At 73.2% G+C, this 23,424-nt stretch carries 23 protein-coding genes; 8 read left to right on the top strand and 15 right to left on the bottom strand.

What is annotated here, in order from left to right; translation table 11 throughout:
* Positions 1 to 17: 17 nt before the first annotated feature.
* Positions 18 to 272 (bottom strand): LSm family protein, encoded by a 255-nt coding sequence (locus tag AC3D3D_RS05750; RefSeq protein ID WP_463661113.1) that lies wholly within the window; start codon positions 270 to 272, stop codon positions 18 to 20.
* Between the two features lie 106 nt (positions 273 to 378).
* Here AC3D3D_RS05750 and fdxA point away from each other — a divergent pair, with 106 nt between their 5' ends.
* The 3 genes from fdxA (at position 379) to AC3D3D_RS05735 (ending at position 3,304) form a co-directional block, all read left to right on the top strand.
* Positions 379 to 720 (top strand): ferredoxin, encoded by a 342-nt coding sequence (fdxA, locus tag AC3D3D_RS05745; protein WP_463661114.1) that lies wholly within the window; start codon positions 379 to 381, stop codon positions 718 to 720.
* A gap of 1 nt (position 721) precedes the next feature.
* The gene (dapC, locus tag AC3D3D_RS05740; protein ID WP_463661115.1) at positions 722 to 1,843 is read left to right on the top strand and encodes a succinyldiaminopimelate transaminase; all 1,122 of its coding nucleotides are present in this window, start codon (positions 722 to 724) and stop codon (positions 1,841 to 1,843) included.
* 174 nt (positions 1,844 to 2,017) lie between these two features.
* Positions 2,018 to 3,304 (top strand): citrate synthase, encoded by a 1,287-nt coding sequence (locus AC3D3D_RS05735; RefSeq protein ID WP_463661116.1) that lies wholly within the window; start codon positions 2,018 to 2,020, stop codon positions 3,302 to 3,304.
* Between the two features lie 109 nt (positions 3,305 to 3,413).
* On the opposite strand, the gene AC3D3D_RS05730 is transcribed toward AC3D3D_RS05735, so the two are convergent.
* Both AC3D3D_RS05730 and AC3D3D_RS05725 read right to left on the bottom strand, forming a co-directional pair.
* The gene (locus tag AC3D3D_RS05730; RefSeq protein WP_463661117.1) at positions 3,414 to 4,382 is read right to left on the bottom strand and encodes an ABC transporter substrate-binding protein; all 969 of its coding nucleotides are present in this window, start codon (positions 4,380 to 4,382) and stop codon (positions 3,414 to 3,416) included.
* Between the two features lie 132 nt (positions 4,383 to 4,514).
* Positions 4,515 to 4,940 (bottom strand): MarR family winged helix-turn-helix transcriptional regulator, encoded by a 426-nt coding sequence (locus AC3D3D_RS05725; protein WP_463661118.1) that lies wholly within the window; start codon positions 4,938 to 4,940, stop codon positions 4,515 to 4,517.
* Positions 4,941 to 5,135: 195 nt separating this feature from the next.
* Here AC3D3D_RS05725 and AC3D3D_RS05720 point away from each other — a divergent pair, with 195 nt between their 5' ends.
* The 5 genes from AC3D3D_RS05720 to AC3D3D_RS05700 are packed head-to-tail and all read left to right on the top strand — an operon-like array spanning position 5,136 to position 10,172.
* Positions 5,136 to 6,071: an SDR family NAD(P)-dependent oxidoreductase gene (locus tag AC3D3D_RS05720; protein WP_463661119.1), complete on the top strand. Its 936-nt coding sequence runs from the start codon at positions 5,136 to 5,138 to the stop codon at positions 6,069 to 6,071.
* Positions 6,068 to 6,964 (top strand): amidohydrolase family protein, encoded by an 897-nt coding sequence (locus tag AC3D3D_RS05715; protein ID WP_463661120.1) that lies wholly within the window; start codon positions 6,068 to 6,070, stop codon positions 6,962 to 6,964. Before AC3D3D_RS05720 ends, AC3D3D_RS05715 begins: the two co-directional genes overlap by 4 nt.
* Positions 6,957 to 8,498, top strand: a complete 1,542-nt coding sequence (locus AC3D3D_RS05710) for an acyl-CoA synthetase (protein WP_463661121.1) — start codon at positions 6,957 to 6,959, stop codon at positions 8,496 to 8,498. The genes AC3D3D_RS05715 and AC3D3D_RS05710 overlap by 8 nt, the downstream gene beginning before the upstream one ends.
* A 5-nt stretch (positions 8,499 to 8,503) precedes the next feature.
* Positions 8,504 to 8,959: a MaoC family dehydratase gene (locus AC3D3D_RS05705; protein ID WP_463661122.1), complete on the top strand. Its 456-nt coding sequence runs from the start codon at positions 8,504 to 8,506 to the stop codon at positions 8,957 to 8,959.
* Between the two features lie 34 nt (positions 8,960 to 8,993).
* A complete protein-coding gene (locus tag AC3D3D_RS05700) occupies positions 8,994 to 10,172 on the top strand; it encodes an acyl-CoA dehydrogenase family protein (RefSeq protein WP_463661123.1) in 1,179 nt (392 codons plus the stop codon).
* Positions 10,173 to 10,266: 94 nt separating this feature from the next.
* Here the strand turns inward: AC3D3D_RS05700 and AC3D3D_RS05695 are convergent, their stop codons facing one another.
* The 12 genes from AC3D3D_RS05695 to AC3D3D_RS05640 form a co-directional block, all read right to left on the bottom strand.
* Positions 10,267 to 11,373: a fatty acid desaturase family protein gene (locus tag AC3D3D_RS05695; protein WP_463661124.1), complete on the bottom strand. Its 1,107-nt coding sequence runs from the start codon at positions 11,371 to 11,373 to the stop codon at positions 10,267 to 10,269.
* Positions 11,374 to 11,537: 164 nt separating this feature from the next.
* Positions 11,538 to 12,293: an SDR family NAD(P)-dependent oxidoreductase gene (locus AC3D3D_RS05690; RefSeq protein WP_463661125.1), complete on the bottom strand. Its 756-nt coding sequence runs from the start codon at positions 12,291 to 12,293 to the stop codon at positions 11,538 to 11,540.
* A 5-nt stretch (positions 12,294 to 12,298) separates the two neighbouring features.
* A complete protein-coding gene (locus AC3D3D_RS05685) occupies positions 12,299 to 13,813 on the bottom strand; it encodes an FGGY-family carbohydrate kinase (RefSeq protein ID WP_463661126.1) in 1,515 nt (504 codons plus the stop codon).
* Between the two features lie 85 nt (positions 13,814 to 13,898).
* Positions 13,899 to 14,858 (bottom strand): hypothetical protein, encoded by a 960-nt coding sequence (locus AC3D3D_RS05680; RefSeq protein ID WP_463661127.1) that lies wholly within the window; start codon positions 14,856 to 14,858, stop codon positions 13,899 to 13,901.
* A gap of 19 nt (positions 14,859 to 14,877) precedes the next feature.
* Positions 14,878 to 15,813 carry a 2,3,4,5-tetrahydropyridine-2,6-dicarboxylate N-succinyltransferase gene (gene dapD / locus AC3D3D_RS05675; protein WP_463661128.1) on the bottom strand — a complete coding sequence of 312 codons (936 nt, stop codon included), beginning with the start codon at positions 15,811 to 15,813 and terminating at the stop codon, positions 14,878 to 14,880.
* Between the two features lie 185 nt (positions 15,814 to 15,998).
* Positions 15,999 to 16,376: a type II toxin-antitoxin system VapC family toxin gene (locus AC3D3D_RS05670; protein WP_463661129.1), complete on the bottom strand. Its 378-nt coding sequence runs from the start codon at positions 16,374 to 16,376 to the stop codon at positions 15,999 to 16,001.
* Entirely contained in the window at positions 16,373 to 16,615 is a 243-nt protein-coding gene (locus tag AC3D3D_RS05665; RefSeq protein WP_463661130.1) for a hypothetical protein, read from the bottom strand. The genes AC3D3D_RS05670 and AC3D3D_RS05665 overlap by 4 nt, the downstream gene beginning before the upstream one ends.
* Before the next feature lie 192 nt (positions 16,616 to 16,807).
* Positions 16,808 to 17,785, bottom strand: a complete 978-nt coding sequence (locus tag AC3D3D_RS05660) for an NUDIX domain-containing protein (RefSeq protein WP_463661131.1) — start codon at positions 17,783 to 17,785, stop codon at positions 16,808 to 16,810.
* Positions 17,782 to 19,662 carry an acetyl/propionyl/methylcrotonyl-CoA carboxylase subunit alpha gene (locus AC3D3D_RS05655; protein ID WP_463661132.1) on the bottom strand — a complete coding sequence of 627 codons (1,881 nt, stop codon included), beginning with the start codon at positions 19,660 to 19,662 and terminating at the stop codon, positions 17,782 to 17,784. The genes AC3D3D_RS05660 and AC3D3D_RS05655 overlap by 4 nt, the downstream gene beginning before the upstream one ends.
* 139 nt (positions 19,663 to 19,801) lie before the next feature.
* Positions 19,802 to 20,506 carry a Maf family protein gene (locus AC3D3D_RS05650; protein WP_463661133.1) on the bottom strand — a complete coding sequence of 235 codons (705 nt, stop codon included), beginning with the start codon at positions 20,504 to 20,506 and terminating at the stop codon, positions 19,802 to 19,804.
* 83 nt (positions 20,507 to 20,589) lie between these two features.
* Positions 20,590 to 22,302, bottom strand: coding sequence for a DUF885 domain-containing protein (locus tag AC3D3D_RS05645; protein ID WP_463661134.1), 1,713 nt, complete (start codon positions 22,300 to 22,302; stop codon positions 20,590 to 20,592).
* A gap of 88 nt (positions 22,303 to 22,390) precedes the next feature.
* A complete protein-coding gene (locus tag AC3D3D_RS05640; protein WP_463661135.1) occupies positions 22,391 to 23,401 on the bottom strand; it encodes an ABC transporter ATP-binding protein in 1,011 nt (336 codons plus the stop codon).
* Between the last annotated feature and the right edge of the window lie 23 nt (positions 23,402 to 23,424).

The following is a 23,424-nucleotide window of genomic DNA, read 5'->3' as shown; positions in this document are numbered from 1 at the left end:
GATCTGAGGGCTCCCGCTCACCGCCGGCGGGCGCGCGGGGGCGGGGGCGGCGGGACCCGCCGGCCGACCAGGATCGCCCCCACCGGGACGCGCACCTCGCCGCGCTTCGTCTCCACGGTGAGGTGCTCCTCGGTGACCTCGGAGAGGTACCCGAGCGCGTCGCGCGCGTCGGCGCCGTCCCGGAAGCGCACGACCACCCGCTCGCCCTCCGCCCAGCCCTGCTGCAGGACATGGTCGGGCCCGGGATAGCCGTCGAAGGAGTGCGGTGCCACCGCCCGAGCGTGACACACCGCGTCGGGCGGTACCGAGTGGCGAGACGCGCCAGGCGCCATGCGGGACGACCGCGCCGCCGTTTGCGCGGCATGGGACGATGGGTGCGTGACTTACGTAATCGCACAGCCCTGCGTGGACGTGCTCGACCGTGCGTGCGTCGACGAGTGCCCGGTCGACTGCATCTACGAGGGCGACCGCATGCTCTACATCCACCCCGACGAGTGCGTCGACTGCGGCGCCTGCGAGCCGGTCTGCCCCGTCGAGGCGATCTACTACGAGGACGACACCCCGGCGATCTGGTCCGAGTACTACGACGTCAACGTCAACTACTTCTCGGACGTCATGCCGGGCCAGTCGGCCCCGGTCGGCTCGCCCGGCGGCGCCGCGCGCACCGGTCGGCTCGGTTTCGACCACCCCGTGGTGGCCGCGCTCCCGCCGCAGGCGTGAGGTGACGCTGCACGGTGCGGCCCTGCCGGACTTCCCCTGGGACTCCCTGGCAGGGGCCCGTGAACGCGCCGCCGCCCACCCCGGCGGACTGGTCGACATGTCGGTGGGCACACCCGTCGACCCCACCCCGCAGGTCGTCCAGGAGGCGCTCGTCGCGGCGGCGAACCGGCCCGGCTACCCCACGACCGTGGGGACCGACGAGCTGCGCGCCGCGATGGTCGCCTGGTTCGCCCGACGCCGCGGCGTCACGCTCACGGAGCGGGCCGTGCTGCCCACGGTCGGCTCCAAGGAGCTCGTCGCCCTGCTGCCCGCGATGCTCGGCATCGGGGCGGGGGACACCGTGCTGCACCCGCGGGTGGCGTACCCCACCTACGACGTCGGGGCGCGCCTGGCCGGCGCCGACCCGGTGCCGGTGGACCCCGCCCGGCCCGAGGACTGGCCCACCGCCGGTGTCCGGCTGGTCTGGCTCAACTCGCCGGCCAACCCGCACGGCCACGTCCTCGACGTCGAGCGCCTGCGGGCCGTGCGGGCGTGGGCGCGCGAGGTGGGTGCCGTCGTCGTGGCCGACGAGTGCTACGCCGAGCTCGCCTGGACCGAGCCGTGGGCGAGCCGGGGCGTGCCCAGCCTCCTCGACCCGCGGGTGACCGACGGGGACGACTCGGGCCTGCTCGCGGCGTACTCGCTGTCCAAGCAGTCCTCGATGGCCGGCTACCGGGCGGCCCTGATCGGTGGCGACGAGAACCTGATGGGGCGCCTGCGCGAGCTGCGCAAGCACGCGGGGTTCATGGTCCCCGGACCGGTCCAGGCCGCCATGGCCGCCGCGCTGGCCGACGACGCCCACGTCGCCGCCCAGCGGGAGCGGTACGGGCGTCGTCGGGCCGCGCTGCTCGACGCCGTGGGGAGCCGGGGCCTGACCCCGGACCCCGGGACCGTCGCCGGCCTGTACCTGTGGCTGGGCCGGGACGGGGCCCGCGGCCGCGAGCTCGTCGACGAGCTGGCCGACCTGGGCATCCTCGTGGCGCCCGGCGACTTCTACGGCCCCGCCGGTGACGGGCGGGTGCGGATGGCGCTGACCGCCACCGACGAGCGCGTCGCCGCGGCGGTCGAGCGCCTCACCGGCTGATCGGCCCGGCGTCGACGGGGGTGGGTGGACGCCCCTGCTGTCCACGCCCCGCGCAGGGGCCATGACGATGCTCCGGCGGCGGTATCTTGGAGCGCGGACGACCTCCGACGGGGGCGGTTCGCCGCCCCCTGCGTGCGCCCACGAGGCGCCCACCATCCACGAAGGGGATCACGCATGACAGACGACGCGACGCTCACCGTCGACGACCACACGCTCGCGCTGCCGCGGGTCCGTGCCACCGAGGGCAGCGACGGCCTGACCATCAACAAGCTCCTCGGCGAGACGGGCACCGTCACGCTCGACTACGGCTTCACCAACACGGCCTCGACCGAGTCGGCCATCACCTACATCGACGGCGACGCGGGGATCCTGCGCTACCGCGGCTACCCGATCGAGCAGCTCGCCGAGCGCTCGAGCTTCCTCGAGACCGCCTACCTGCTCATCTACGGCGAGCTGCCCGACGCCGACACCCTCGAGGCCGTCACCCGGCGCATCAAGCGCCACCGCGTGCTGCACGAGGACTTCAAGGGCTTCTTCACGGCCTTCCCGCCCAACGGGCACCCGATGTCGATGCTCCAGGCGGGGATCGCCGGTCTCGGCACCTACTACCCGCACACGCTGGACCCGTACGACGAGTACCAGAAGGAGCTCTCGACGGTGCTCCTCATGGCCAAGCTGCCGACGATGATCGCCTACATCGCCAAGCGCGCCTCGGGCCTGCCGCTGCTCTACCCGGACGCCTCGTACAGCTACACCGCGGACTTCCTGCGGATGACCTTCGACCTGCCCTACCAGCACCGCGAGTACGACCCGGAGATCGTGCGGGCGCTGGACCTGCTGCTCATCCTGCACGCGGACCACGAGCAGAACTGCTCGACGTCGACGGTGCGCATGGTCGGCTCCTCCGACGCCAGCATCTACGCCTCGATCTCGGCCGGCGTCGGCGCCCTGTCCGGGCCCAAGCACGGCGGCGCCAACGAGGCCGTGCTCGACATGCTCTCGCGCATCCAGGAGAGCGACGACTCCGTCGAGACGTTCATGAAGCGCGCCAAGGACAAGAACGACAACGTCCGGCTCATGGGCTTCGGCCACCGGGTCTACAAGAACTACGACCCGCGCGCGGCCATCGTCAAGAACGTCGCCCACGACGTGCTGCAGCGGCTCGGTACGGACGATCAGCTCCTCGACATCGCCATGCACCTCGAGGAGATCGCGCTGAACGACGACTACTTCGTCGAGCGCAAGCTCTACCCCAACGTCGACTTCTACACGGGCCTGATCTACAAGGCGATGGGCTTCCCCACGCAGATGTTCACCCCGCTGTTCGCCCTGGGGCGCCTGCCCGGCTGGATCGCCCAGTACCGGGAGATGATCGAGGACAAGAACACGAAGATCGGGCGTCCGCGCCAGGTCTACACCGGCGCCACCGAGAGGGACTACGTGCCCGTCGAGGAGCGCTGAGCCCGGGCCCAGCCGGTCGGCGAGCCCCGCCGGAGGGTGACCGGTACACGGCACGAGCCCCGTCCCGCAGCAGCGGGACGGGGCTCGTGCCGTACGAGGACCCGGGCGGTCACTCCGCGGGCAGGAAGTCCTCGATCGTCAGCGGCTGCTCGAGCAGGCCGCGCTCGTCGGCGAGCGCGAGCAGCACCTCGAGCGGGGCCGGGTCGAGCTCGGTGCTGAACTCCTCGATGAGCGTGCGGTCGGCGAGGTCCTCGTCCATGTCGAGCAGGTCGACCAGGGTCGCCCGCACCCCCTCCTCGTCGTCGGTCGCGGCGGCGAGGACCTCCTCCAGCGCAGTGGTGAACTGCTCGCGCAGCTCGGGCTCGACGTCCTGCCCCGCGATGATGACCATCGTCTGCAGCCCCGGTGCGACGAGCTGGTAGTTGTAGCCGACGAGCTCGGCCCCGTTGTCCGTGAGCACCGTGCCGAACGGCTCGGCCACCCACGCGGCGTCGATCTGGCCCGAGTCGAGCGCGGCCTCCATGTCCGGGAAGCCGATCTCGACGAACTCGATCGACTCCGGGTCGCCGCCGTCCTGCCGGACCATCTCCCGGATGGTGAGGTCACCCTGGGTGTTGAGGTTGTTGACCGCCACCGTCATGCCCGCGAGGTCGGCGGGGCTCTCGACGCCGGTGTCGGGCATCGCGTAGACGCCCGTGATGTCGTCCCCCTCGGTGCGGGAGTGGACGAATCCCGAGGTCACGTCGATCGGCAGCCCGGTGGACTGGCCGATCATCACCGACAGCGGGTTCGAGGTGGCGAAGTCGATCTCGCCGGAGACGACGGCGGGGATGAGCGCGGCGCCGCCCTGGCCGGTCTGCAGGGTGACGTCCAGACCGTGGTCGGCGAAGATCCCCTCGTCGATGCCGTACTGCAGCCCGGCGGTCGGCACGATGGGCAGCGCGCCCACCGTGACCGCGGTCAGGCCGTCCTCACCCCCGCCGCCGCCGTCGTCGGCGTCCTCACCCCCGCCGCAGGCGGAGAGCACGAGGAGGGCGGAGACGGTCAGTGCCACGGTCGTCGTCGATCGGGTACGCATGGTCGTCCTTTCTGATGCTGGTCGCCCCGGTCGGCGGAAGCGCCGACCGGATGGGTGGGTGACGGCGGTCCCGTCGGTCGATGGATGAGGGTCCGGCCGCCCGGGCGGGCCGGAGCAGGGCTCGTGCCGGCCTCAGCGCCGGTCGACGATCCGTTCGAGGAGCGCGACGAACGTGGCGCGCTCGTCGTCGTCGAGCACGTCGAGCACCTGGTCGACGGCGTTCTCGCTCTCGACGCGCGCGACGTCGGCCGTGCTCCGGCCGCGGTCGGTGACGGTGACGAGACGGACCCGTCGGTCGGTCTCGGAGGTGCGCCGCTCCGCGTACCCGGCCGAGACCAGGGAGTCCACGAGGGCGACGATGCGGCTGGGGTCCAGCTCGAGGCGCTCCGCGAGCTCACGCTGGCTGAGGGGGGCCTCCAACAGGTTCTCCAGGACGGTGTAGCTGCGCGGGGTCAGCTCGTGCGTCTGGAGCACGCGGCCCGCTGCCACGAAGGTGCGGGAGGACACGAGCGAGAGCAGCAGACCGGTCTCCCGGGTCTGTCGGCGGACCGTCACCATGCACCTCCCTGTGCTCGGCGCCACCGCGGCACCGTGGGGCGACGATAGGAGCATTCGTTGCGAATGTCAATGATTGACAATTTGCAATCATTCGCGGCAGAGTCGGGAGCAGGGAGTGGCCGCAGGGGTGCGGCCGCCGCCGTGCACCCGCCGGACCGACCCTGTGCCGGCGGTACGTCGACGCAAGGGAGCGCAATGAGCCTCAACGGCAAGGCCGCCATCGTCACCGGCAGCGGGCGGGGCCTCGGTCTCGCGTACGCCACGGAGCTGGCCCGCCTCGGCGCGGCCGTCGTCGTCAACGACGTCGACGAGCAGGTCGCCGCGGACGCGGTCCGCAGCATCACCGACGCCGGGGGCCGGGCGGTCGCCGTCGTCGCCCCGGTCGGTCCGAGCGCGACCGCCGACGAGCTCGTCGCCACCGCCGTGCGGGAATTCGGCCGCCTCGACATCCTCGTGACCAACGCCGGCGTCCTGCGCGACACCGTGCTGTGGAAGATGTCCGACGACGACTTCGACACGGTCATCGACGTCCACCTGCGCGGCACCTTCACCTGCGTGCGCGCCGCGGCCACGCACATGCGTGCCGCCGGCGAGGGCGGCCGGATCATCACCATCGGCTCGCCCACCGGCCAGCGCGGCAACTTCGGCCAGACGAACTACGCGGCAGCCAAGGCCGGCATCGTCGGCATGGTCCGCACGTGGGCGATGGAGCTGAAGAAGGCCGAGATCACCGTCAACTCCGTCGTCCCCGTCGCCGCGACGGCGATGACCGAGACCGTGCCGTTCTTCAAGGAGTTCGTCGACACGGCCGCCGCCGGTGAGGAGATGCCGCCGTTCGCCCGTCAGGTCCTCGGCTTCGGCACCCCGCAGGACGTCGCCGGCGTCATCGCCTACCTGGCCTCCGACGCCGCGGCCGGGGTCACCGGCCAGGCCATCGGCGTCGGCGGGGACCGCCTCGCGCTCTACACCCACCCGCGCGAGTCCGTGGTCGCCCTGCGTGAGGGCGGCTGGTCCTACGAGCACCTCACCGAGACGGTCGACTCCCTGTTCGGCCAGTCGTGGGAGAGCGTCGGCCAGCCGATGCCGCAGCCCCCGGCGCCGAAGCCCGGCAGCGAGGGGGAGGCACGGTGACGACCCGCTACGAGGGCGCCGTCGACGTCGGTGCGCTGCGCGCGATCGACATCCACGTCCACATCGAGAAGGACCACGACGGGCACGGCTCGCTGCCCGGGGAGGTCGTTGACGCCGCCGCGCGGTACTTCAAGGCCCCCACCGAGCGCGACCTCGTCGAGGAGACCGCCGCGTACTACCGGGAGCGCGGCATGGCGGCCGTGGTCTTCACCGTCGACGCCACCACCAACCTCGCCCACCCGCCCAACTCCGTGGACGACCTCGTCTCCGGGGCCGCCGACAACGCCGACGTGCTCATCCCCTTCGGGTCCGTGGACCCGCTGGCCGACGGGGTGCTGGACGAGGCCCGGCGGCAGATCGAGGACCTCGGCGTGCGCGGGTTCAAGTTCCACCCCACCCTGCAGGGCTTCGACCCCTCCGACGAGCGCTACTTCCCGATCTACCACGTGATCGCCGAGGCCGGGCTCGTGGCCCTCATCCACACCGGCCAGACCGGGATCGGGGCCCGCCTGCCCGGCGGGTACGGGCTCCGGCTCGGCCTGTCGAACCCCATCCTGCTCGACGAGGTCGCCGCCGCGTTCCCGGAGCTCACCGTGATCATGGCCCACCCGTCGGTGCCGTGGCAGGACGAGGCGATCTCGGTCGCCACGCACAAGGGCAACGTGTTCATCGACCTGTCGGGCTGGTCACCGAAGTACTTCCCGCCGCAGCTCGTCAGGCAGGCCGCCCGCCAGCTCCAGGACCAGGTGCTGTTCGGTTCCGACTACCCGCTGCTGACCCCCGACCGCTGGCTGAGGGACGCCGAGAACCTCGGCTGGTCGGAGGAGGTCATGGCCAAGGTCCTCAAGGACAACGCGGTCCGCGTGCTCGGCCTCGGGGGCGACGGTGCGTGACCTCGGCGTCGGCTCCTGGCCCCGCCGCCGGCTGAAGTCGACGGCCGCCAAGGTCGCGATCGAGTTCGAGGGGCGCCGGTCCACCTACGCCGAGGTCGAGGAGCGCTCCCGGCGCCTCGCGAACGCCCTGCGTGCCGCGGGCGTCGGGCCGGGCGACCGGGTGGCCTACGTCGGGTTCAACCACCCCACGCTGCTCGAGTCCTTCTTCGCCACCGCGCAGCTGGGTGCCATCTGGGTCATCGTCAACGCCCGGCTCGCCGCGCCCGAGGTGGAGTACATCCTCGAGGACTCCGGCGCACAGGTCGTCATCGTCGGCCGGGACCACCACGAGCACGTGCGCCGGCTCGCGCACCTGCCCGTCACCTGGCTGCAGGTCGACGAGGGTGAGGCACCCATCGAGGTGGCCGGCGCCGTCGTCAGGGGGTACGAGGCCGAGCTCGCGGCAGCGGGCACGGCACTGATCGACGAGCGGGTGACCTGGGACGACCCGGCGATGATCATGTACACCTCGGGCACGACGGGGCGCCCGAAGGGGGCCACGCACACCCACGGCTCGCTGAGCATGCAGTACTACAACTCGCTGGTCGACATGGACATCGTCTCCACGGACGTCACCCTGTCGATGGCCCCGCTCTTCCACGTCGCCGGCCTCAACATGCTCACCATGCCGACGTTCCTCAAGGGCGGCACGATCATCGTCCAGGCCGGGTTCGACCCCGCGCACGTGCTGGCCACGATCAGCTCCGAGCGCGTGACGTCGATGTTCGCCGTCCCCGCGATGATGGACTCCCTCGCCTCCCGGCCGGAGTTCGCCGACACCGACCTGTCCTCCCTGACGAACGTCGTCTGCGGCGGGTCCCCGTTGCCGGACCGCATGCTGCGGACCTGGGACGAGAGGGACGTCTCGGTCCAGCAGGGCTTCGGGATGACCGAGACCGCCCCGGGGATCTACCTCTTGCGCGCCGCCGACGCCCTCGAGAGGTCCGGGTCCGCCGGCACCGAGCACTTCTGGACCGAGGCCCGCGTCGTCGACGCGCTCGGACAGGACGTCGAGGTCGGGGAGGTCGGCGAGGTCATCGCCCAGGGCCCCAACGTCATGCGGGGCTACTGGAACCGGCCCGACGCGACCGCCGAGGCGATCCGGCAGGGCTGGTACCACACCGGCGACATGGGTTCCTTCGACGCCGACCGGTTCCTCACGGTGCGCGACCGGCTCAAGGACATGTACATCTCCGGCGGGGAGAACATCTACCCCGCCGAGGTGGAGAACGCGCTGCTCGACGTCCCCGGGGTCGACGACGCCGCCGTCATCGGGGTGCCGGACCCGCGCTGGGGCGAGGTCGGCCACGCCTACGTCGTGGTCGCCGAGACCGACGAGGGCGCCGCGCTCGACCCGTCCGCGCTCGCCGAGGCGCTCGGGCAGCGTCTCGCCCGCTACAAGGTGCCCAAGGAGATCGTCCTCGTGGACGCCCTGCCGCGCACCGCCACCGGCAAGCTCCAGAAGCACATCATCCGCACGAGATACGAGGACTGAGGACCATGACCACCACCGTCTCCTTCGACGACGCCCTTTCGCTCGCCGGCACCGACCTGGGGACCTCCGCCTGGCGGGAGGTCACCCAGGACCAGGTCGACACGTTCGCCGACGCGACCGACGACCACCAGTGGATCCACACCGACCCCGAGCGCGCCAAGGAGGGGCCCTTCGGCGGGCCGATCGCCCACGGCTACCTCACGCTCTCGCTGGTCATCCCCATGTGGGGCGAGCTGCTCGACGTCACCGGCGTGACCACCAAGGTCAACTACGGGCTGAACAAGGTCCGCTTCCCCGCCCCCGTGCTCGTCGGGTCAAAGATCCGGATGGTCGCGAAGGTGGCCGAGGTCAAGGAGGTCGCCGGCGACGGGCTCGAGATCACCGTCGACGGCGCGATCGAGATCGAGGGCGGTACCAAGCCCGCCGTCGTGCTCACCGGCCTGTACCGCTTCTACCGCTGACATCCCGCACGACCGCACCGAAAGGACACGGGCGATGGAGCCTCTGTACCCCGACAGCGACCTCTACCGGTACGCCGACCTGCTGACCGGACCCGAGCGCGGCGAGATCCTCCGGCTGCGGGAGACGGTGGCCGAGCACGTCCCGCTCGAGGCGGTCCGCGACCACTGGGACCGCGGCGAGTTCCCGGGCGAGGCGGTGGAGCCGATCGCCCGGGGCGGGTTCATGGCCCCCGAGGCGCTCGCCGGCGCGCCCGAGCGGTGGCTCTTCCAGGGCTTCCGCAGCTTCGAGCTCGCCCGGTACGACGCCTCGCTCGCGACCTGGTTCAACGGGCAGGCCGCCCTGTTCCGCACCAACCTCGAGGTCGGCGGCTCGCCCGAGCAGGTCGAGCGGTGGTTGGGCGACGTGCTCGCCTTCCGCATGCGCGGCGTCTTCGCCCTGACCGAGCCCGAGCATGGCTCCGACGTCGCCGGCGGCCTGGCCACGACCGCCCGGCGCGAGGGTGACGAGTGGGTCCTCGACGGCGCCAAGCGCTGGATCGGCTCCGCCGCGTACGCCGACCAGCTCTGCGTCATCGCCCGCGAGCCCGACCGCGGACCGGTGCGCGCCTTCCTCGTCCCGCGCGAGGCCGAGGGAGTCACCCTGGAGAAGATCGGCCGCAAGACCTCCCTGCGGATCGTCAACAACGCCGACATCACCCTCGACGGCGTGCGGGTGCCCGAGGAGCGACGGCTGCAGCAGGTCGAGTCCTTCGCCGACGTCGGCGAGATGCTGCGGCGCATGCGCGCGTGCGTGGCCTGGCACGCGGCGGGCGTGCAGGCGGGCGCGCTGGAGGCCGCGCGCCGCTACGTCCTGGACCGGGAGCAGTTCGGCCGGCCGGTCGGCGGGTTCCAGCTCGTCCAGGAGAAGCTCGCGCGCATGCTCGGCAACCTCACCGCCACGCTGGGGATCTGCGTGCGGCTCGCGCAGCGGCAGGACGAGGGGATCTTCGACGAGGTCGAGTCCGCGCTCGCCAAGCGGCACACCTGCCGGTCGATGCGGGAGACCGTGGCCCTGGCCCGCGAGGTCTGCGGCGGCAACGGCATCACGCTGGACACCGACGTCGCCCGCTTCCACGCCGACGCCGAGGGGATCTACACCTACGAGGGCACCGACGACATCAACGCCCTCGTCGTCGGGCGCGCGATCACCGGCCTGAGCGCCTTCACGCGGTAGCGGCCGCCCGGCGACGGTCTGTCCTCTCACTCCGAGGGGTGAGCAGCTCTCTGTCGGGATCCGAGCCCGACGCCGGTGTCAGGCCGCGCGTCGCTCAGGCCGTGCGCAGCCGGCCCGCGAGCGGGCAGGCCCAGACGTCGAGACCGCCGCGCCCGACCCTATGGATGTGCGCGGTGACGGCCCGGTACGACTGGAACAGCGTCGTCTCCGTGTACCGCACGCCGAGGCTGCGGCAGTGCTCGCGCACCATCGGGGCCACCTTGCGCAGGTTCGGGCGCGCCATCGAGGGGAAGAGGTGGTGCTCGACCTGGAAGTTCAGCCCGCCCATGAACGTGTCGACCCACCTGCCGCCGGTGATGTTGCGGCTCATGAGGACCTGGCGCTGGAGGAAGTCGACCTTCATGCCTCGGGCGACGATCGGCATGCCGACGTGGTTGGGCGCGAACGACAGCCCGAGGTAGGCGCCGAACAGGCCCATCTGGATGGCGATGAACGCGACGGCCTTGCCCGGCGGCAGGATGAGGAAGACGAGCGCGACGTACGTCCCGAGCCGGAACGCGATGAAGGAGGCCTCGACCCAGCGGTGCTCGAGCTTGTTGCGGGTGAACAGGCGGGCGATGCCCTGGGCGTGCAGGCTCAGCCCCTCGAACGCGAGCAGGGGGAAGAAGGTGTAGGCCTGCACCTTGGCGAACCAGCGGCCCAGGCGTGACCTGCGCGTCTGCAGCGCCTCGTTCGTCCAGATCACCGGTCCGGGATCGATGTCCGGGTCCTTGCCGAGCTGGTTGGGCGCCGCGTGGTGCCTGTTGTGCTTCTTGTTCCACCAGCCGTGCCCCATGCCGGTGACGAGGTTGATCATCACGAGGCCCGCCCACGTGTTCCACCGGCCGGAGCGGAAGATCTGGCGGTGTGCCGCGTCGTGCCCCATGAACGCGGTCTGGGTCATGAGCAGGCCGAGCGCGGCCGCGATGCCCATCTGCCACCACGAGTCACCGATGAAGATGAAGGCCACGACGAGGCCCGCGCCCAACGCCATGAGGATCGCGAACTTGGTCCAGTAGTAGCCGTACGCCCGCTGCATGAGGCCGGCGTCCTTCACGGACCGCGTGAGCGTGGTGAACGAGCTGACGTACCGCTCGCCCGCGCCGCGGGCGGGGCGGTCGGGCCGGGTGTGGGGGGAGGGGGTGAGGTCGGTCACCGTCACGGTGGGCCTACTTCCGGGTGGCTCCGAACGAGGCAGGAACGCCTCGGTCCCTACCGACGGTACTGGATCGGGGCCCCGTGCGCGCATCGGTCCACGGTCGCGCAGCCCGAGCAGGGAGCATCGATGTCGACGGGCTCGTGCCCGACCAGCCCTGGCGCGCGCCGTCAGCGCATGAGCATGCCGCCGGTCACGTCCACGGCCGTGCCTGTCATGTACGACGCGACGGGCGAGACGAGGAACGCCGCGATCCTCGCGAGCTCCGCCGGCTGCGCGGGCCGGCCGCGCGGGATCCGGTTCGCGTAGTACTCCGGGCGGGCCGCGAGGGCGTCGGCGGACATGGGCGAGTGCATCATGCCGATGAGGAAGCTGTTCGCGTTGATCGGCGCGCTCCCGAGCTCGCGGGCGAGCGACACGGTGAAGTTCGACAGCCCGGCCTTGGACGCGGCGTACGGCGAGTGCCCCGTCGTCGAGCCGTGGAAGCCCGCCTGCGAGGAGATGTTGAGGATGCTGCCCCAGGGAAGGTCGGTCTCGCGCGCATGGGTGACGAACTGCTGGCAGAGCATGACCGGGGCGCGCAGGTTGACGTCCATGGTCCTGTCCCAGTGGTCGTCGTCGATCTCGCCGACGTAGCCCGAGAGCCAGATCCCGGCGTTGTTGACGAGGATGTCGAGCCCGCCGAGCGCCTCGACCGCGGCCGGGACGAGCGTGGCGACCTGCTCGCGGTCGGCGAGGTCGGCGGGCAGCGCCACCGTCCCGTCGGCGCCGAGGTCGGCCACCATCTGCTCGGCCTCGTCGGTGCGGCTGCGGTAGTTGAACGCCACCTGCACGCCCTCGGCGCGCAGGACCTCCACGAGCGCACGGCCGAGCCCCGAGGCGCCGCCCGTGACGAGGGCGCGCTTGCCTGACAGTCCGAGATCCATGGCCGTCACCGCTGGGTGTCGAGGTAGGCGGTGAAGCGCGCGAACCGCCTCGCCCACAGCTCGGTGGCGGCAGGATCCGGCTCGACGACGGCGCGCGGTTCGCGCGTCATGCGTGCCACCGCGGTGCGCACGTCCGGCCAGATGCCGCCGGCGACGGCGCCGACGGCCGCCACACCGAGCGTGCCGGCCTCCGGCGCGTCGACGACCTCCAGCCGGCTGCCGAGCGCGTCCGCGAACATCTGCGTCCACAGCGCGGAGTTGGAGGCGCCGCCGGTGAAGGTGATCGCGTCCTGCAGCGGGGCGTAGTCGCGCAGGCGCGTGACGTGGTGCAGGTGCATGAGGACCACGCCCTCGTACACGGCCCGCACCATGTGGCGGACGTCGTGGTACGCGTCGAGGCCGATGAAGCCTGCGCGCCCGTGGGGGACGACGTCGGACCCGTTGATGAACGGGACGAAGAACGGGTCGTCCTCGCCGGGCGTGATCTCCCGGATCATCCGCTCGCAGGTCTCGAGGATCGCCGCGTCGTCCGGCTCCACGCCGGCGAACCCCCGCAGGATGCCCCCGACCACCTCGCGCAGGTACCACTCGAGGTTGGCCACGCCGTTCGGGCTGGAGTCGAGGATGATGAAGGTGCCCGGAACCGGGTACACGGCGGTCAACCACGCATCGGTGTCCGCGATCGGCTCGGTGGAGACGAACTCGTTGATGCTCCACGTGCCCGTGACGACGGCCGCCTTGTTCGCCTCGACGACGCCGGCGGCGAGCGCCGAGGCGGAGACGTCGGCGCAGCCCCCGGCCACCGGGGTGCCCTCGGCGAGGCCGGTGAGCTCGGCGGTCTCGGCCGTGATGCGACCGCCGACGTCCGTGGACCCCAGTATCGGCGGCAGCTTGTCGAACCATCGCTCGATGCCCCAGTACGCCATGAGCTCGCGGTCGTAGGAGCGTGAGGGCACGTCCATGAGGGAGATGAACGAGGCGTCGGTGAGCTCCATGCCCACCTCGCCGGTCAGTCGGAAGCGGATGTAGTCCTTGACCATGAGGATCCAGTCGGCGGCCTCGAAGGCCCCCGGCTCGTTCTCGTCGAGCCACCGCAGGAGGGCGTTGGGCTGACCGGCCCAGGTGGTGGAGAGGGTCTTCGCCCGGGCGTGCTCGTCGAAGTCGTCGCGGGCGAGCCACCCGTCCACGATCGACTGGGCGCGGGAGTCGGTGGAGACGATGCCGGGGCGCGCGGGACGGCCGTCCGCCGTCGCGAGGTACAGGCCGTTGCCATGACCCGTGATCGAGATCGAGGCGATCTGCGCCGGGTCGACGGCGGCGGCCCCGAGGCAGCCGCGGATGGCATCGACGTTCGCCTGCCACAGGGCGTCGACGTCGCGCTCCGTCCACTGGGGGTGGGGCCTCAGCGTCTGCACCTTGGCCCCGTGGTGGGCCACGAGCTCCCCGCTCGCGGAGTACAGGCACGCCTTGGTGACCGTCCCTCCGTTGTCGATCCCGAGCACGTACCGGTTGTCGGTCATCCGTCGACCTCTCTGTGGAGCTGGCACCTGTCCCGACAGGTTACGTGGACCGGTTCTGAGGTGGTCGACGAGGTCCGCCCGGCGGTCAGCCGACCGCGACCTGCCCCGGCTCGAGCCCGGCGGCGGCGTCGACGACGGCCTGCTCGACCGGCGAGAGCTCCGAGCCGACCTCGTCGAGGGGCACCCAGGCGGCGTCGTTGCCCTCCGAGCGCAGCCACACGCGTTCGTGGGTGGCGACGGCGACGGCGTCGGTCTCCGCCGCGGTGGCCACGGCCCAGTGGGCCACGCCCCACCCGGACCCGGTGCCGCCGTCGTCGGCCGCGGCCCCGGCGGGGAGGCCGGCGGCGTCGATGACGAGGACGCCGGCCGTGCCCCGCTCGGGGGTCAGCCCGAGATCGCGCATGGCGAGGTCGGTGACGGTCGTGGTGGCGAGCGAGGCCGGGGCGTCCTCGGCGGCCTCGGGCATCTCGAGGCGGCAGACGAGGCCGCCCTCGACCTGGCCGACGAGGTTCGCCGCGAAGGCGCGGGCCATCGTCTCGTGCTGGGCGTAGGCGTCGGGGAAGCCGGAGCGCTGGACGGCCTGGGCGGCGTCGTTGATCGACATCGACTCCCAGTCGTCGATCTCGACCAGCGCGTCGTAGAACTGGCCCGTCGAGTAGACGGGGTCCATGATCTCCTCGACCGTGCCCCAGCCCTGCGAGGTGCGCTGCTGGAACAGCCCCACCGAGTCGCGGTCCCCGTAGTCGATGTTGCGCAGGCGGGACTCCTGCATCGCCGTCGAGATGGCCACGGTGGTGGCGCGGATCGGCAGGTCGCGCTGCTGGGCGAGCCCGACCATGAGTGCGGCGTTGGCGGCCTGGTCGCCCTCGAGGGAGGCCTCGAGGTCGCCGCCGGCCTCGGCCCGGCAGGTGCCGGCGGCGGGGGAGCGCACGACCCAGGTGAGCACCCCGACGACCCCGGCGACCAGGACGGCCAGCACCACAAGGACGATGAGCAGGCCGCCGAGGCAGGACAGCCCCGAGCGGCGCGGTGCCTGGTCGCTCACCGCTGCCGGCCGGCCCGGGTCACGCGTGCAGGGCGGCGTTGAGCGTGACGCCGTGCCCCTCGCGCGTGAGGACCTGGACGGCGCCGGTCACCGAGTGGCGGCGGAAGAGCAGGCCGGGCACGCCGGAGAGCTCGCGGGCGGAGACGACCTTCTCCTCGGGCAGCACCGTGACCTTGGTGCCGGCGGTGACGTAGAGGCCCGCCTCGACGACGCAGTCGTCGCCCAGCGAGATCCCCACGCCGGCGTTGGCGCCCAGCAGGGAGCGCTCGCCGATGGTCACCTGCTCGGTGCCCCCGCCGGACAGGGTGCCCATGATCGAGGCGCCCCCGCCGACGTCGGAGCCGTCCCCGACGAGCACGCCCTGGGAGATGCGCCCCTCGACCATCGAGCGGCCCAGGGTGCCGGCGTTGAAGTTGACGAAGCCCTCGTGCATGACGGTCGTGCCCTCGGCCAGGTGCGCGCCGAGCCGGACGCGGTCGGCGTCGCCGATGCGCACGCCCGAGGGGACGACGTAGTCGACCATCCGCGGGAACTTGTCGACGAGCTGGACGCTGAGGTGCAGCCCCGCTGCGGAGGCACGCACCTTGACGGCGGGCAGATCGGCGGGCAGCACCGGGCCGAGCGAGGTGAAGGCGACGATCGGCAGCACGCCGAAGAGGCCCTCGAGGTTGATCGAGCGGGGGGCGGCGAGGCGGTGGCTGAGCAGGTGCAGGCGCAGGTAGCCGTCGGCGACGTCGGTCGGCGGGGTGTCGAGGTCGACCGTGGTGGTGACGACCTCGACGACGACGCCGCGGACGTCGTCGGTGCGCGCGGCCTCGGCGAGCCGGGCGAGCGCCTCGGGGTCGGTGTCGGCCGGCGGTGCGCCGAGCGCGGGGGAGGGGTACCAGACGTCGAGCGTCTCGCCGGATGCGGTGCGGGTGGCCAGGCCGTGGCCCCAGGCGGTGCGGGAGGTCATGGGGCCAGGGTAGTTCGCGGGCCGACGACGGCGGCGCGCGCGTCCGGCGTCGCTCGTCACCCCGCGCAGGGAGCCCAGCTCGCTGAGTTCGTGCCGGCGGTGCTGAGTGCGGGCCTGCCCGTGCACGCACTCGCGGGGTCGAGCACGCATTCGACGGGGGCAGGTGGGAGTGGCCCGACGACGGGTCAGATCAGCTCGATGCGGCACCTCGGGCCCGGGGCGCGTGCGAGGCGGGCGTCGGTCGTCACCAGGTCGGTGGCGCCGGTCGCCTCGGTGAGGGCGACGTACGTCGCGTCGTAGCCGCTGAGGTTGTGCCGCAGCTCCCACATGCGCCCTCGGAGCGCCGTGACGGGGAACCGCGTGAGCGTCAGTGCCATGAACCCGCGCAGCGCGACGCCGCCCTGGTCCTCGCTGAGAGCCGATCGCCGGACAAGTCCGTGCAGGGCGTGCGTCACCTCGCTGTCGATGAGGTGCGGTGCTCCGAGCTCGTCGTCGCCCAGTCGTTCGTGGTCGATGCCGCCGACGAGCAGCCCGACGACCACGCCGGCGTCGACGATCCTCAATCGCCGCGTCCTTCACGGACCGCGGCGAGGATCTCCTCGCGGCCGACCGGGGACCCGACCTGGTCCTGGACCTGGCGGATCGTCGCGGCGTTCTGCGCTGCCACCTCCTGGCGCCGGGCGAGGCTCGCGAGCTCGCGGTGCAGGTACCGGGTGAGCGAGAGTCCCTCCGTGCGGGCGGCGCGGGTCAGCGCGGCGTGGACGTCGTCGGGCACGTCGCGGACATGCACGATCTTCGCCATGGGCTCATCGTACCGCCCGTGGGTGCAGACTGCACCCACGAGGAGATGGGGCTCGGGAACGCTCGTCACCCCGGGTAGGGACCCCACCTCGCTGAGTTCGTGCCGGCGGTGCTGAGTGCGGGCCTGCCCGAGCACGCACTCGCGGGGGCGAGCACGAGCTCGACGAGGGCAGGAGGGCAGGAGGTCAGGAGCTCACGAGGACGGGCGCACGGTCCGCGGCCCGACGACGACGGCGCCCAGCGCCTCGCACCGCCTGGCCAGCGCCCGGTCGGCGGTCGCGACGACGACGCGCACGAAGCCCGGCGCGAGCCTTCCGCGTCCCGGGACGGTGGCCCCCTCGATCCCGGCGTCGGCGGCCGCGCCGCCCCTGTCCTGCGCACCGGCCAGCTCGCGGACCAGGGCCACGATCGCGTCGTCGCCCTCGCCCGGGGCGTCGTGGACGGTGACGGTCGCGCTCGAGCCCACCCCGCGGGCCGCCCCCTCGGCGACGAGATGGATCTCCGGGAACCACCGGGTGCCCGGCAGGCCGAGGTCGGCGGCGTCGAGGCCCGACACGGCCAGCCCGGCCAGCGAGTCGCGCAGCCGCTCGGTGGCGCCGGCGCGGTCGCGCCACCAGCCGTCGGGCACAGATCCGACGACGTTGGCCGAGTCGACCACGAGGACGACCCGGCCGAGCATCGCGGTCAGCTCGTCGAGCGAGTCGGCGAAGGCCGGCAGCAGCGGGAGGGTGCCCGAGACGAGCTCGGAGCGCGGGACCCACCGCACCTCCAGCGACTCGGCGTCGGTCGCGCGGACGACGGCGTCGTCGTCGGCCCGGGCCACCAGGGTCGTGTAGGACCAGTCGGGGTGGGTGAGCACGCGGCCGGCGTGCAGCCGCAGCTGCCCGGCGGCGAGCCCGGACTCCTCGGCGGCCTCGCGCAGACCGCCCTCGACGGCACTCTCGCCGTCGGCGATCGCCCCGCCGGGGACGCCCCAGGTCCCGCCGTGGTGGGACCAGGCGGCCCGGTGCTGGAGGGCGACCTCGACCTCGCCGTCGGCGAGCCGCCAGGCCAGCAGCCCCGCGGCCCCGTTGAGCCCCCAGTGGCGGGCGCCGCAGCGGCACTCGACCCACCCGTCCCCGGGCTGCCGGGCGGGCCGCCGGTCGGCGGGCGGCCCGGCGCTGCCGGTCACGTGGCGGGCGGGAGGGGGACGTCGGCGGGCGCGGTGGGCGGTGCGTCGTCGGCGTCGACGATCTGGCAGATGACGGTGCCGGCGGAGACGGTGGTCCCGGGGCTCGCGCTGAGCCCGGTCACCTTGCCGGCACGGTGGGCGGCCAGCGGCTGCTCCATCTTCATCGCCTCGAGGACGACGACGGTCTGGCCGACCTCGACGACGTCGCCCTCGGCCACGGCGAACTTGATGATGGTGCCCTGCATGGGGGCGGTCAGCGCGTTGCCGCCGCCGTTGGCGCCGGTCCCGCCCGAACCGCGCGAGCTGCCCGAGCGGCGCAGCGGCCGGCGGACCGGGCCCCTTCCGAACTTCTGCTGCGTGATGCCCAGGCCCGCGGGGATGACGACCTCGAGGCGCTTGCCGCCGACCTCGACGACGACCCGCTCGGTGGGCGCGGGCTCGGGGGCGGGGTCGTCGGCCGGCGCGGGCGCGGGCCGCGTGCTGGGCAGGCCGGCGAGCTCCTCGGCGTAGTCGTTCTCGATCCACGTGGTGTGCACGCGGAAGGCGTCCTTGCCCCCCTCGGCGACGAAGTCGGGGTGGGCGAGCACCGAGGCGTGGAAGGGCAGGACCGTGGGCACGCCCGCGACGTGCGTCTCGCGCAGTGCACGCAGCGCCCGCTGGACGGCCTGCTCGCGGGTGGCCCCGGTGACGATGATCTTGGCCAGCATGGAGTCGAACGCGCCGGAGATCTCGTCGCCGGCGATCACGCCGGAGTCGACCCGCACGCCCGGGCCGGAGGGCCAGCGCAGCTCGGTGACGGTGCCCGGCGCGGGCATGAAGCCCGAGGCGGGGTCCTCGCCGTTGATCCGCAGCTCGATGGAGTGCCCGCGCAGCGGGACCTCGGTGTAGCCCAGCGGCTCGCCGGCGGCCAGGCGCAGCTGCTCGCGCACGAGGTCGATCCCGCTGATCTCCTCGGTGACGGGGTGCTCGACCTGCAGGCGGGTGTTGACCTCGAGGAAGGAGATCGTGCCGTCGACGCCGAGCAGGAACTCGCAGGTCCCGGCGCCGACGTAGCCGGCCTCGCGCAGGATCGCCGTCGAGGCCTCGACGAGGCGGGCGTGCTGCTCCTTCGACAGGAATGGCGCGGGCGCCTCCTCGACGAGCTTCTGGTGGCGGCGCTGCAGCGAGCAGTCGCGGGTGGAGACCACGACGACGCCGCCGTGGGCGTCGGCCAGGCACTGCGTCTCCACGTGCCGGGGGCGGTCGAGGAAGCGCTCGACGAAGCACTCGCCGCGCCCGAAGGCCGCCTGGGCCTCGCGGACGGCGGACTCGTACTGGTCGACGACCTCGGACTCGCCACGGGCCACGCGCAGGCCGCGGCCGCCGCCGCCGAAGGCCGCCTTGATGGCGACGGGGTAGCCGTGCTCGGCGGCGAAGGCGAGGACCTCGTCTGCGCCGGCGACGGGGTCCTTGGTGCCGGGGACCAGGGGTGCCCCGACGGACTGGGCGATGCGGCGGGCGGTGACCTTGTCGCCGAGTGACTCGATGGCGGCCGGCGGGGGGCCGATCCACAGGACGCCGGCGTCGGTGACGGCCCGGGCGAACTCGGCGTCCTCGGAGAGGAAGCCGTAGCCGGGGTGCACGGCGTCGGCGCCGGAGCGGCGCACGGCGTCGAGGACCTTGGCGGCGTCGAGGTAGGTCTCGGCGGCGCGGGTGCCGGCGAGGGCGTAGGCCTCGTCGGCGAGCAGGACGTGCTGCGCCTCGCGGTCCTGGTCCGCGTAGACGGCGACGGTGGCGATACCCGCGTCGCGGCAGGCGCGGATCACCCGGACGGCGATCTCACCCCGGTTGGCGACGAGCACCTTGCGCGGGAGCGGGTAGGGCCCTTCGTTCGCCATGCCTCTCCAAGCTGCCGGTGGGAGCGCGGACGCCGGTGTGCGCGCGCGTTGCCCCGCTACGTTAGCCGGATCACCAGCCGGCGCCCAACGACCGGCGGTGTGACGTCATGCGCGATCTACCGGTCGCCGCTCCGCCTGCTCAGCCCCACAGCTCGGTGACGGCGACGCCGCGCTGCCCGAGCAGGTCGCGCAGGAGCGGCAGCGAGATGCCGACGACGCCGTGGTGGTCACCCTCGATGCGGTCGACGAACGGTCCGCCGAGCCCGTCGAGCGTGAACCCGCCGGCCACGCGCAGCGGCTCCCCGGAGGCGACGTAGGCGTCGATCTCGGCGTCGGTGAGGTTCGCGAAGTGGATGACGGCCGAGGACACGTCCCCGACGGCGGGGCTCGCCTCGGGGATCCCGTCGCCCCCGGGGCGGGGGCTCGCCGCGGGGCCGGTCGCCCCGGCGGGGTCGACGTCGACGAGCCAGTGCCCGGTGTGGAGGACGCCGGTGCGGCCGCGCATGGCGCGCCACCGGTGGGTGGCGGTGGCCGGGTCGTGCGGCTTGCCGACGACCTCGACGCCGTCGCCGAGGTCGGCCTCGAGCATCGAGTCGCAGCCAAGCACGAGGGTCCGGCCCGTCGACGTCACCCGCGCGGCGACGTCCTCAGCCTTGGCCCGGGCGAGGGCGAGGACCTGGTCCGCGGGGGTGGGTGCGGGCGCCCCGTCCGCCGCCGTACGGGCCTGCTCGGCCAGCACGGCGGGCTCGTCGACGTCGGAGACCCGCACGTCGTGGACGATGCCCGCGGCGCTCAGGGTGCTGGTGCGGGCGGGCGAGGCGGAGGCGAGCAGCAGGCGGATCACCTGGCGAGGCTAACGGTGCCGCTGCCGGCCGCATGTCCGACGGCCACCGACCGCACGCTCGCCGACCGCGGGAGGGCGACCGGTCAGGACAGCGCGCGGCGCAGCGTGTCCAGGCCGACCGAGCCGACGTCGAGGGCCCGTCGGTGGAACGCCCTGAGGTCGAAGTCGGCACCCTCGCGCGCGGCGGCGTCGTCGCGGATCTGCTCCCAGATCCGCTGGCCGACCTTGTAGCTCGGCGCCTGCCCCGGCCACGTCATGTAGCGGTCGAGCTCGAAGGCGTTCATCTCGTCCGCCGCGTTGGCGTTCTCCTGCAGGTAGGGCCAGGCGGCCTCGGCGTCCCACGTCCCGGTGCCGAGGTCGGCGGGCAGCGGGAGGCCCAGGTGCACGCCGATGTCGATGACCACGCGGGCGGCGCGCAGGCGCTGGCCGTCGAGCATGCCCATCCGGTCGCCCGGGTCGTCGAGGTAGCCGAGCTGTTCCATCAGTCGCTCGGCGTACAGCGCCCAGCCCTCGCCGTGGCCGGAGACCCACACGCCCATCCTCCGGTAGGTGTTGAGCAGGGCCGAGCGGTAGGCGGTCTGGCCGATCTGTAGGTGATGCCCGGGCACGCCCTCGTGGTAGACGGTGGTCAGCTCGCGCCAGGTGCCGAACTCGGTGACGCCCGCGGGAACGGACCACCACATGCGGCCCGGCCGGGAGAAGTCCGCGCTGGGACCGGTGTAGTAGATGCCGCCGGTCTGGGTCGGGGCGATGCGGCACTCGAGGCGGCGCACGGGCGCGGGGATGTCGAAGTACGCCTCGGCGAGCTCGGTGAGGGCCCGGTCCGAGGTCTCCTGCATCCACCGCTGCAGCGCCTCGGTGCCGTGCAGCGTGCGGGCGGGGTCGGCGTCGAGGCGGGCCATCGCCTCGGTCGGGGTGGTGCGCGGCCCGTACAGCTCGGCGGCCACCGCCTCCTGCTCGGCCGTGAGCCGGGCGACCTCCTCCAGTCCCCAGGCGTAGGTCTCCTCGAGGTCGACCTCGGCGCCGAGGAAGCGCCGCGAGTGGAGCTGGTAGCGCTCCCGCCCGACGGCGTCGCCCGCGACCGCGTCGGCCCCCAGCCCGGCGATGACGTCGGCCAGCTCGGCGTAGGCGGCGCGTGCCGCCTGGGCGCCGTGGGTCAGTGCGCGGGCGAGCTCGGGGGAGGGCTCGGCGCCGTCGGGCCGGGCGCCGGCGGCGAAAGTGGTGAAGAAGGAGTCGGCGTCGGCGGTGCGGCGGGCCTGCTCGACGCCGACGCGCACCTGGCGCTCGGTCAGCCGGCGCCCGGAGGCGGCCTGGGCGCGCAGCGAGGCGGTGTAGCCGGCCACGGCCTCGGGCAGCGCGTGCAGCCGCTCGGCGATCCACTCCCAGTGCTCGGTGGTGTCGGTGGCCATGAGGTCGAAGGTGTCGCGCAGGTACTGCACGGGCGAGGCGATGTTGTCGAGCGGGGCGAGGTCCTCGCCGGCCTCGTGCAGCTCGACGTCGAGGCCGAGGCGCTCGTTCATCGCGTCCACGGTCACGGCGTCGACGTCGTCGGCCGCGGTGAGGGAGGCGAGCTCCGCGAGCGTGCGGCGCCGCAGGTCCGCGCGGGCGGCGACGCCGTCGGGGGACAGGTCCGGCCACTCGTGCTCGTGGCCCGGCAGGCCCATGTCGGTCGCCTCGGTCGGGTCCAGGGCGATCGACTCGGTGAGGAAGCGCTCCGCGAGCGCATCGACGGCGGTGGGCCGGCGCGCGCCGTCGTCGGGGCGGTCGGTGGGCTCGGGCGTGTGCTCCGCGGTCATCGCCCCAGCGTAGGGCGGCGGTGAGGGGCGGGCGCAGGCGAATAATGCGACCGCTTCCGCCCGCCGCATCGCTCGGCCCGCGGCCGGCTCAGCCCGCGGCCGACAGGTCGCCGGCCACATCGACGACGCGCTCCCCGGCCCGCACGCACCACGACGTCTGCCGCTCGCCCAGCTTGACCGGCCCGGGCACCTCCTCGGCGCACTGCTCGACGGCGATCGGGCAGCGGGTGCGGAACACGCACCCCGACGGCGGGTCGATCGGGGAGGGGACGTCGCCGGCGAGGATGATCCGGCGCCGCTCCCGCTCGGCGACGGGGTCCTCGAGCGGGACCGCCGACATCAGCGCCTGCGTGTAGGGGTGCCCGGCCCGGCCGTACAGCGCGGCGGCGGACGCCGACTCCATCGCCCGGCCGAGGTACATCACCAGCACGTCGTCGGACATGTGCTCGACCGAGGCGAGGTCGTGGCTGATGAACAGGTACCCGAGCCCGAGCTCGGCCTGCAGCTCCTTGAGCAGGTTCATCACCTGCGCCTGGACGGAGACGTCGAGGGAGGCGGTGGCCTCGTCGAGGACGAGCAACCTCGGCCCGGAGGCCAGGGCCCGCGCGATGCACACGCGCTGCCGCTGCCCGCCGGAGAGCTCGTGCGGGTAGCGGTCGGCGAACCGCGCGGGCAGGCCGACGAGGTCGAGCAGCTCGCCGACCCGGCGGGCCCGGTCCCTGCGGTCGCCGATGCGGTGGATGCGCAGGGGCTCGGCCACCGAGGTCGCCACGGTGCAGCGCGGGTCGAGCGCGGCGCGCGGGTCCTGGAAGACCATGGCGACGTCGCGGCGCAGCTCCTTGAGCCGGGCGCCGCTCGCGGCGAGCACGTCGCGGCCCTCGAGCCGCACCGCCCCCGACGTCGCCGGGACCAGGCGCATGATCGCGTTGCCCACGGTCGACTTCCCCGAGCCCGACTCGCCGACGAGCCCGAGGGTCTCGCCGGCGCGGATCGTCAGCGAGACCCCCTCGACGGCGTGCACCTTCGCCGTGCGCGATCCGCGCACAGGGAAGCGGACGACGAGGTCGGAGACCTCGAGCAGGGGCGCGTCCTCGCTCATCGGGCCTCCTCCCGGGTCGGCGC

The organism is Georgenia sp. X1117 (genome assembly GCF_057784635.1).
Note: the sequence above shows the minus strand (reverse complement) of the source record. Positions and strands in the feature narration are given on the sequence as shown.

Coding starts and splice junctions, on each gene's coding strand:
- AC3D3D_RS05705 (WP_463661122.1), top strand. CDS start 8,504: ATGACCACCACCGTCTCCTTCGACGACGCCCTTTCGCTCGCCGGCACC.
- AC3D3D_RS05685 (WP_463661126.1), bottom strand. CDS start 13,813: ATGACCGACAACCGGTACGTGCTCGGGATCGACAACGGAGGGACGGTC.
- AC3D3D_RS05700 (WP_463661123.1), top strand. CDS start 8,994: ATGGAGCCTCTGTACCCCGACAGCGACCTCTACCGGTACGCCGACCTG.
- AC3D3D_RS05645 (WP_463661134.1), bottom strand. CDS start 22,302: ATGACCGCGGAGCACACGCCCGAGCCCACCGACCGCCCCGACGACGGC.
- AC3D3D_RS05735 (WP_463661116.1), top strand. CDS start 2,018: ATGACAGACGACGCGACGCTCACCGTCGACGACCACACGCTCGCGCTG.
- AC3D3D_RS05665 (WP_463661130.1), bottom strand. CDS start 16,615: ATGGCGAAGATCGTGCATGTCCGCGACGTGCCCGACGACGTCCACGCC.
- AC3D3D_RS05725 (WP_463661118.1), bottom strand. CDS start 4,940: ATGGTGACGGTCCGCCGACAGACCCGGGAGACCGGTCTGCTGCTCTCG.
- AC3D3D_RS05730 (WP_463661117.1), bottom strand. CDS start 4,382: ATGCGTACCCGATCGACGACGACCGTGGCACTGACCGTCTCCGCCCTC.
- AC3D3D_RS05690 (WP_463661125.1), bottom strand. CDS start 12,293: ATGGATCTCGGACTGTCAGGCAAGCGCGCCCTCGTCACGGGCGGCGCC.
- AC3D3D_RS05655 (WP_463661132.1), bottom strand. CDS start 19,662: ATGGCGAACGAAGGGCCCTACCCGCTCCCGCGCAAGGTGCTCGTCGCC.
- AC3D3D_RS05640 (WP_463661135.1), bottom strand. CDS start 23,401: ATGAGCGAGGACGCGCCCCTGCTCGAGGTCTCCGACCTCGTCGTCCGC.
- dapD (WP_463661128.1), bottom strand. CDS start 15,813: ATGACCTCCCGCACCGCCTGGGGCCACGGCCTGGCCACCCGCACCGCA.
- AC3D3D_RS05720 (WP_463661119.1), top strand. CDS start 5,136: ATGAGCCTCAACGGCAAGGCCGCCATCGTCACCGGCAGCGGGCGGGGC.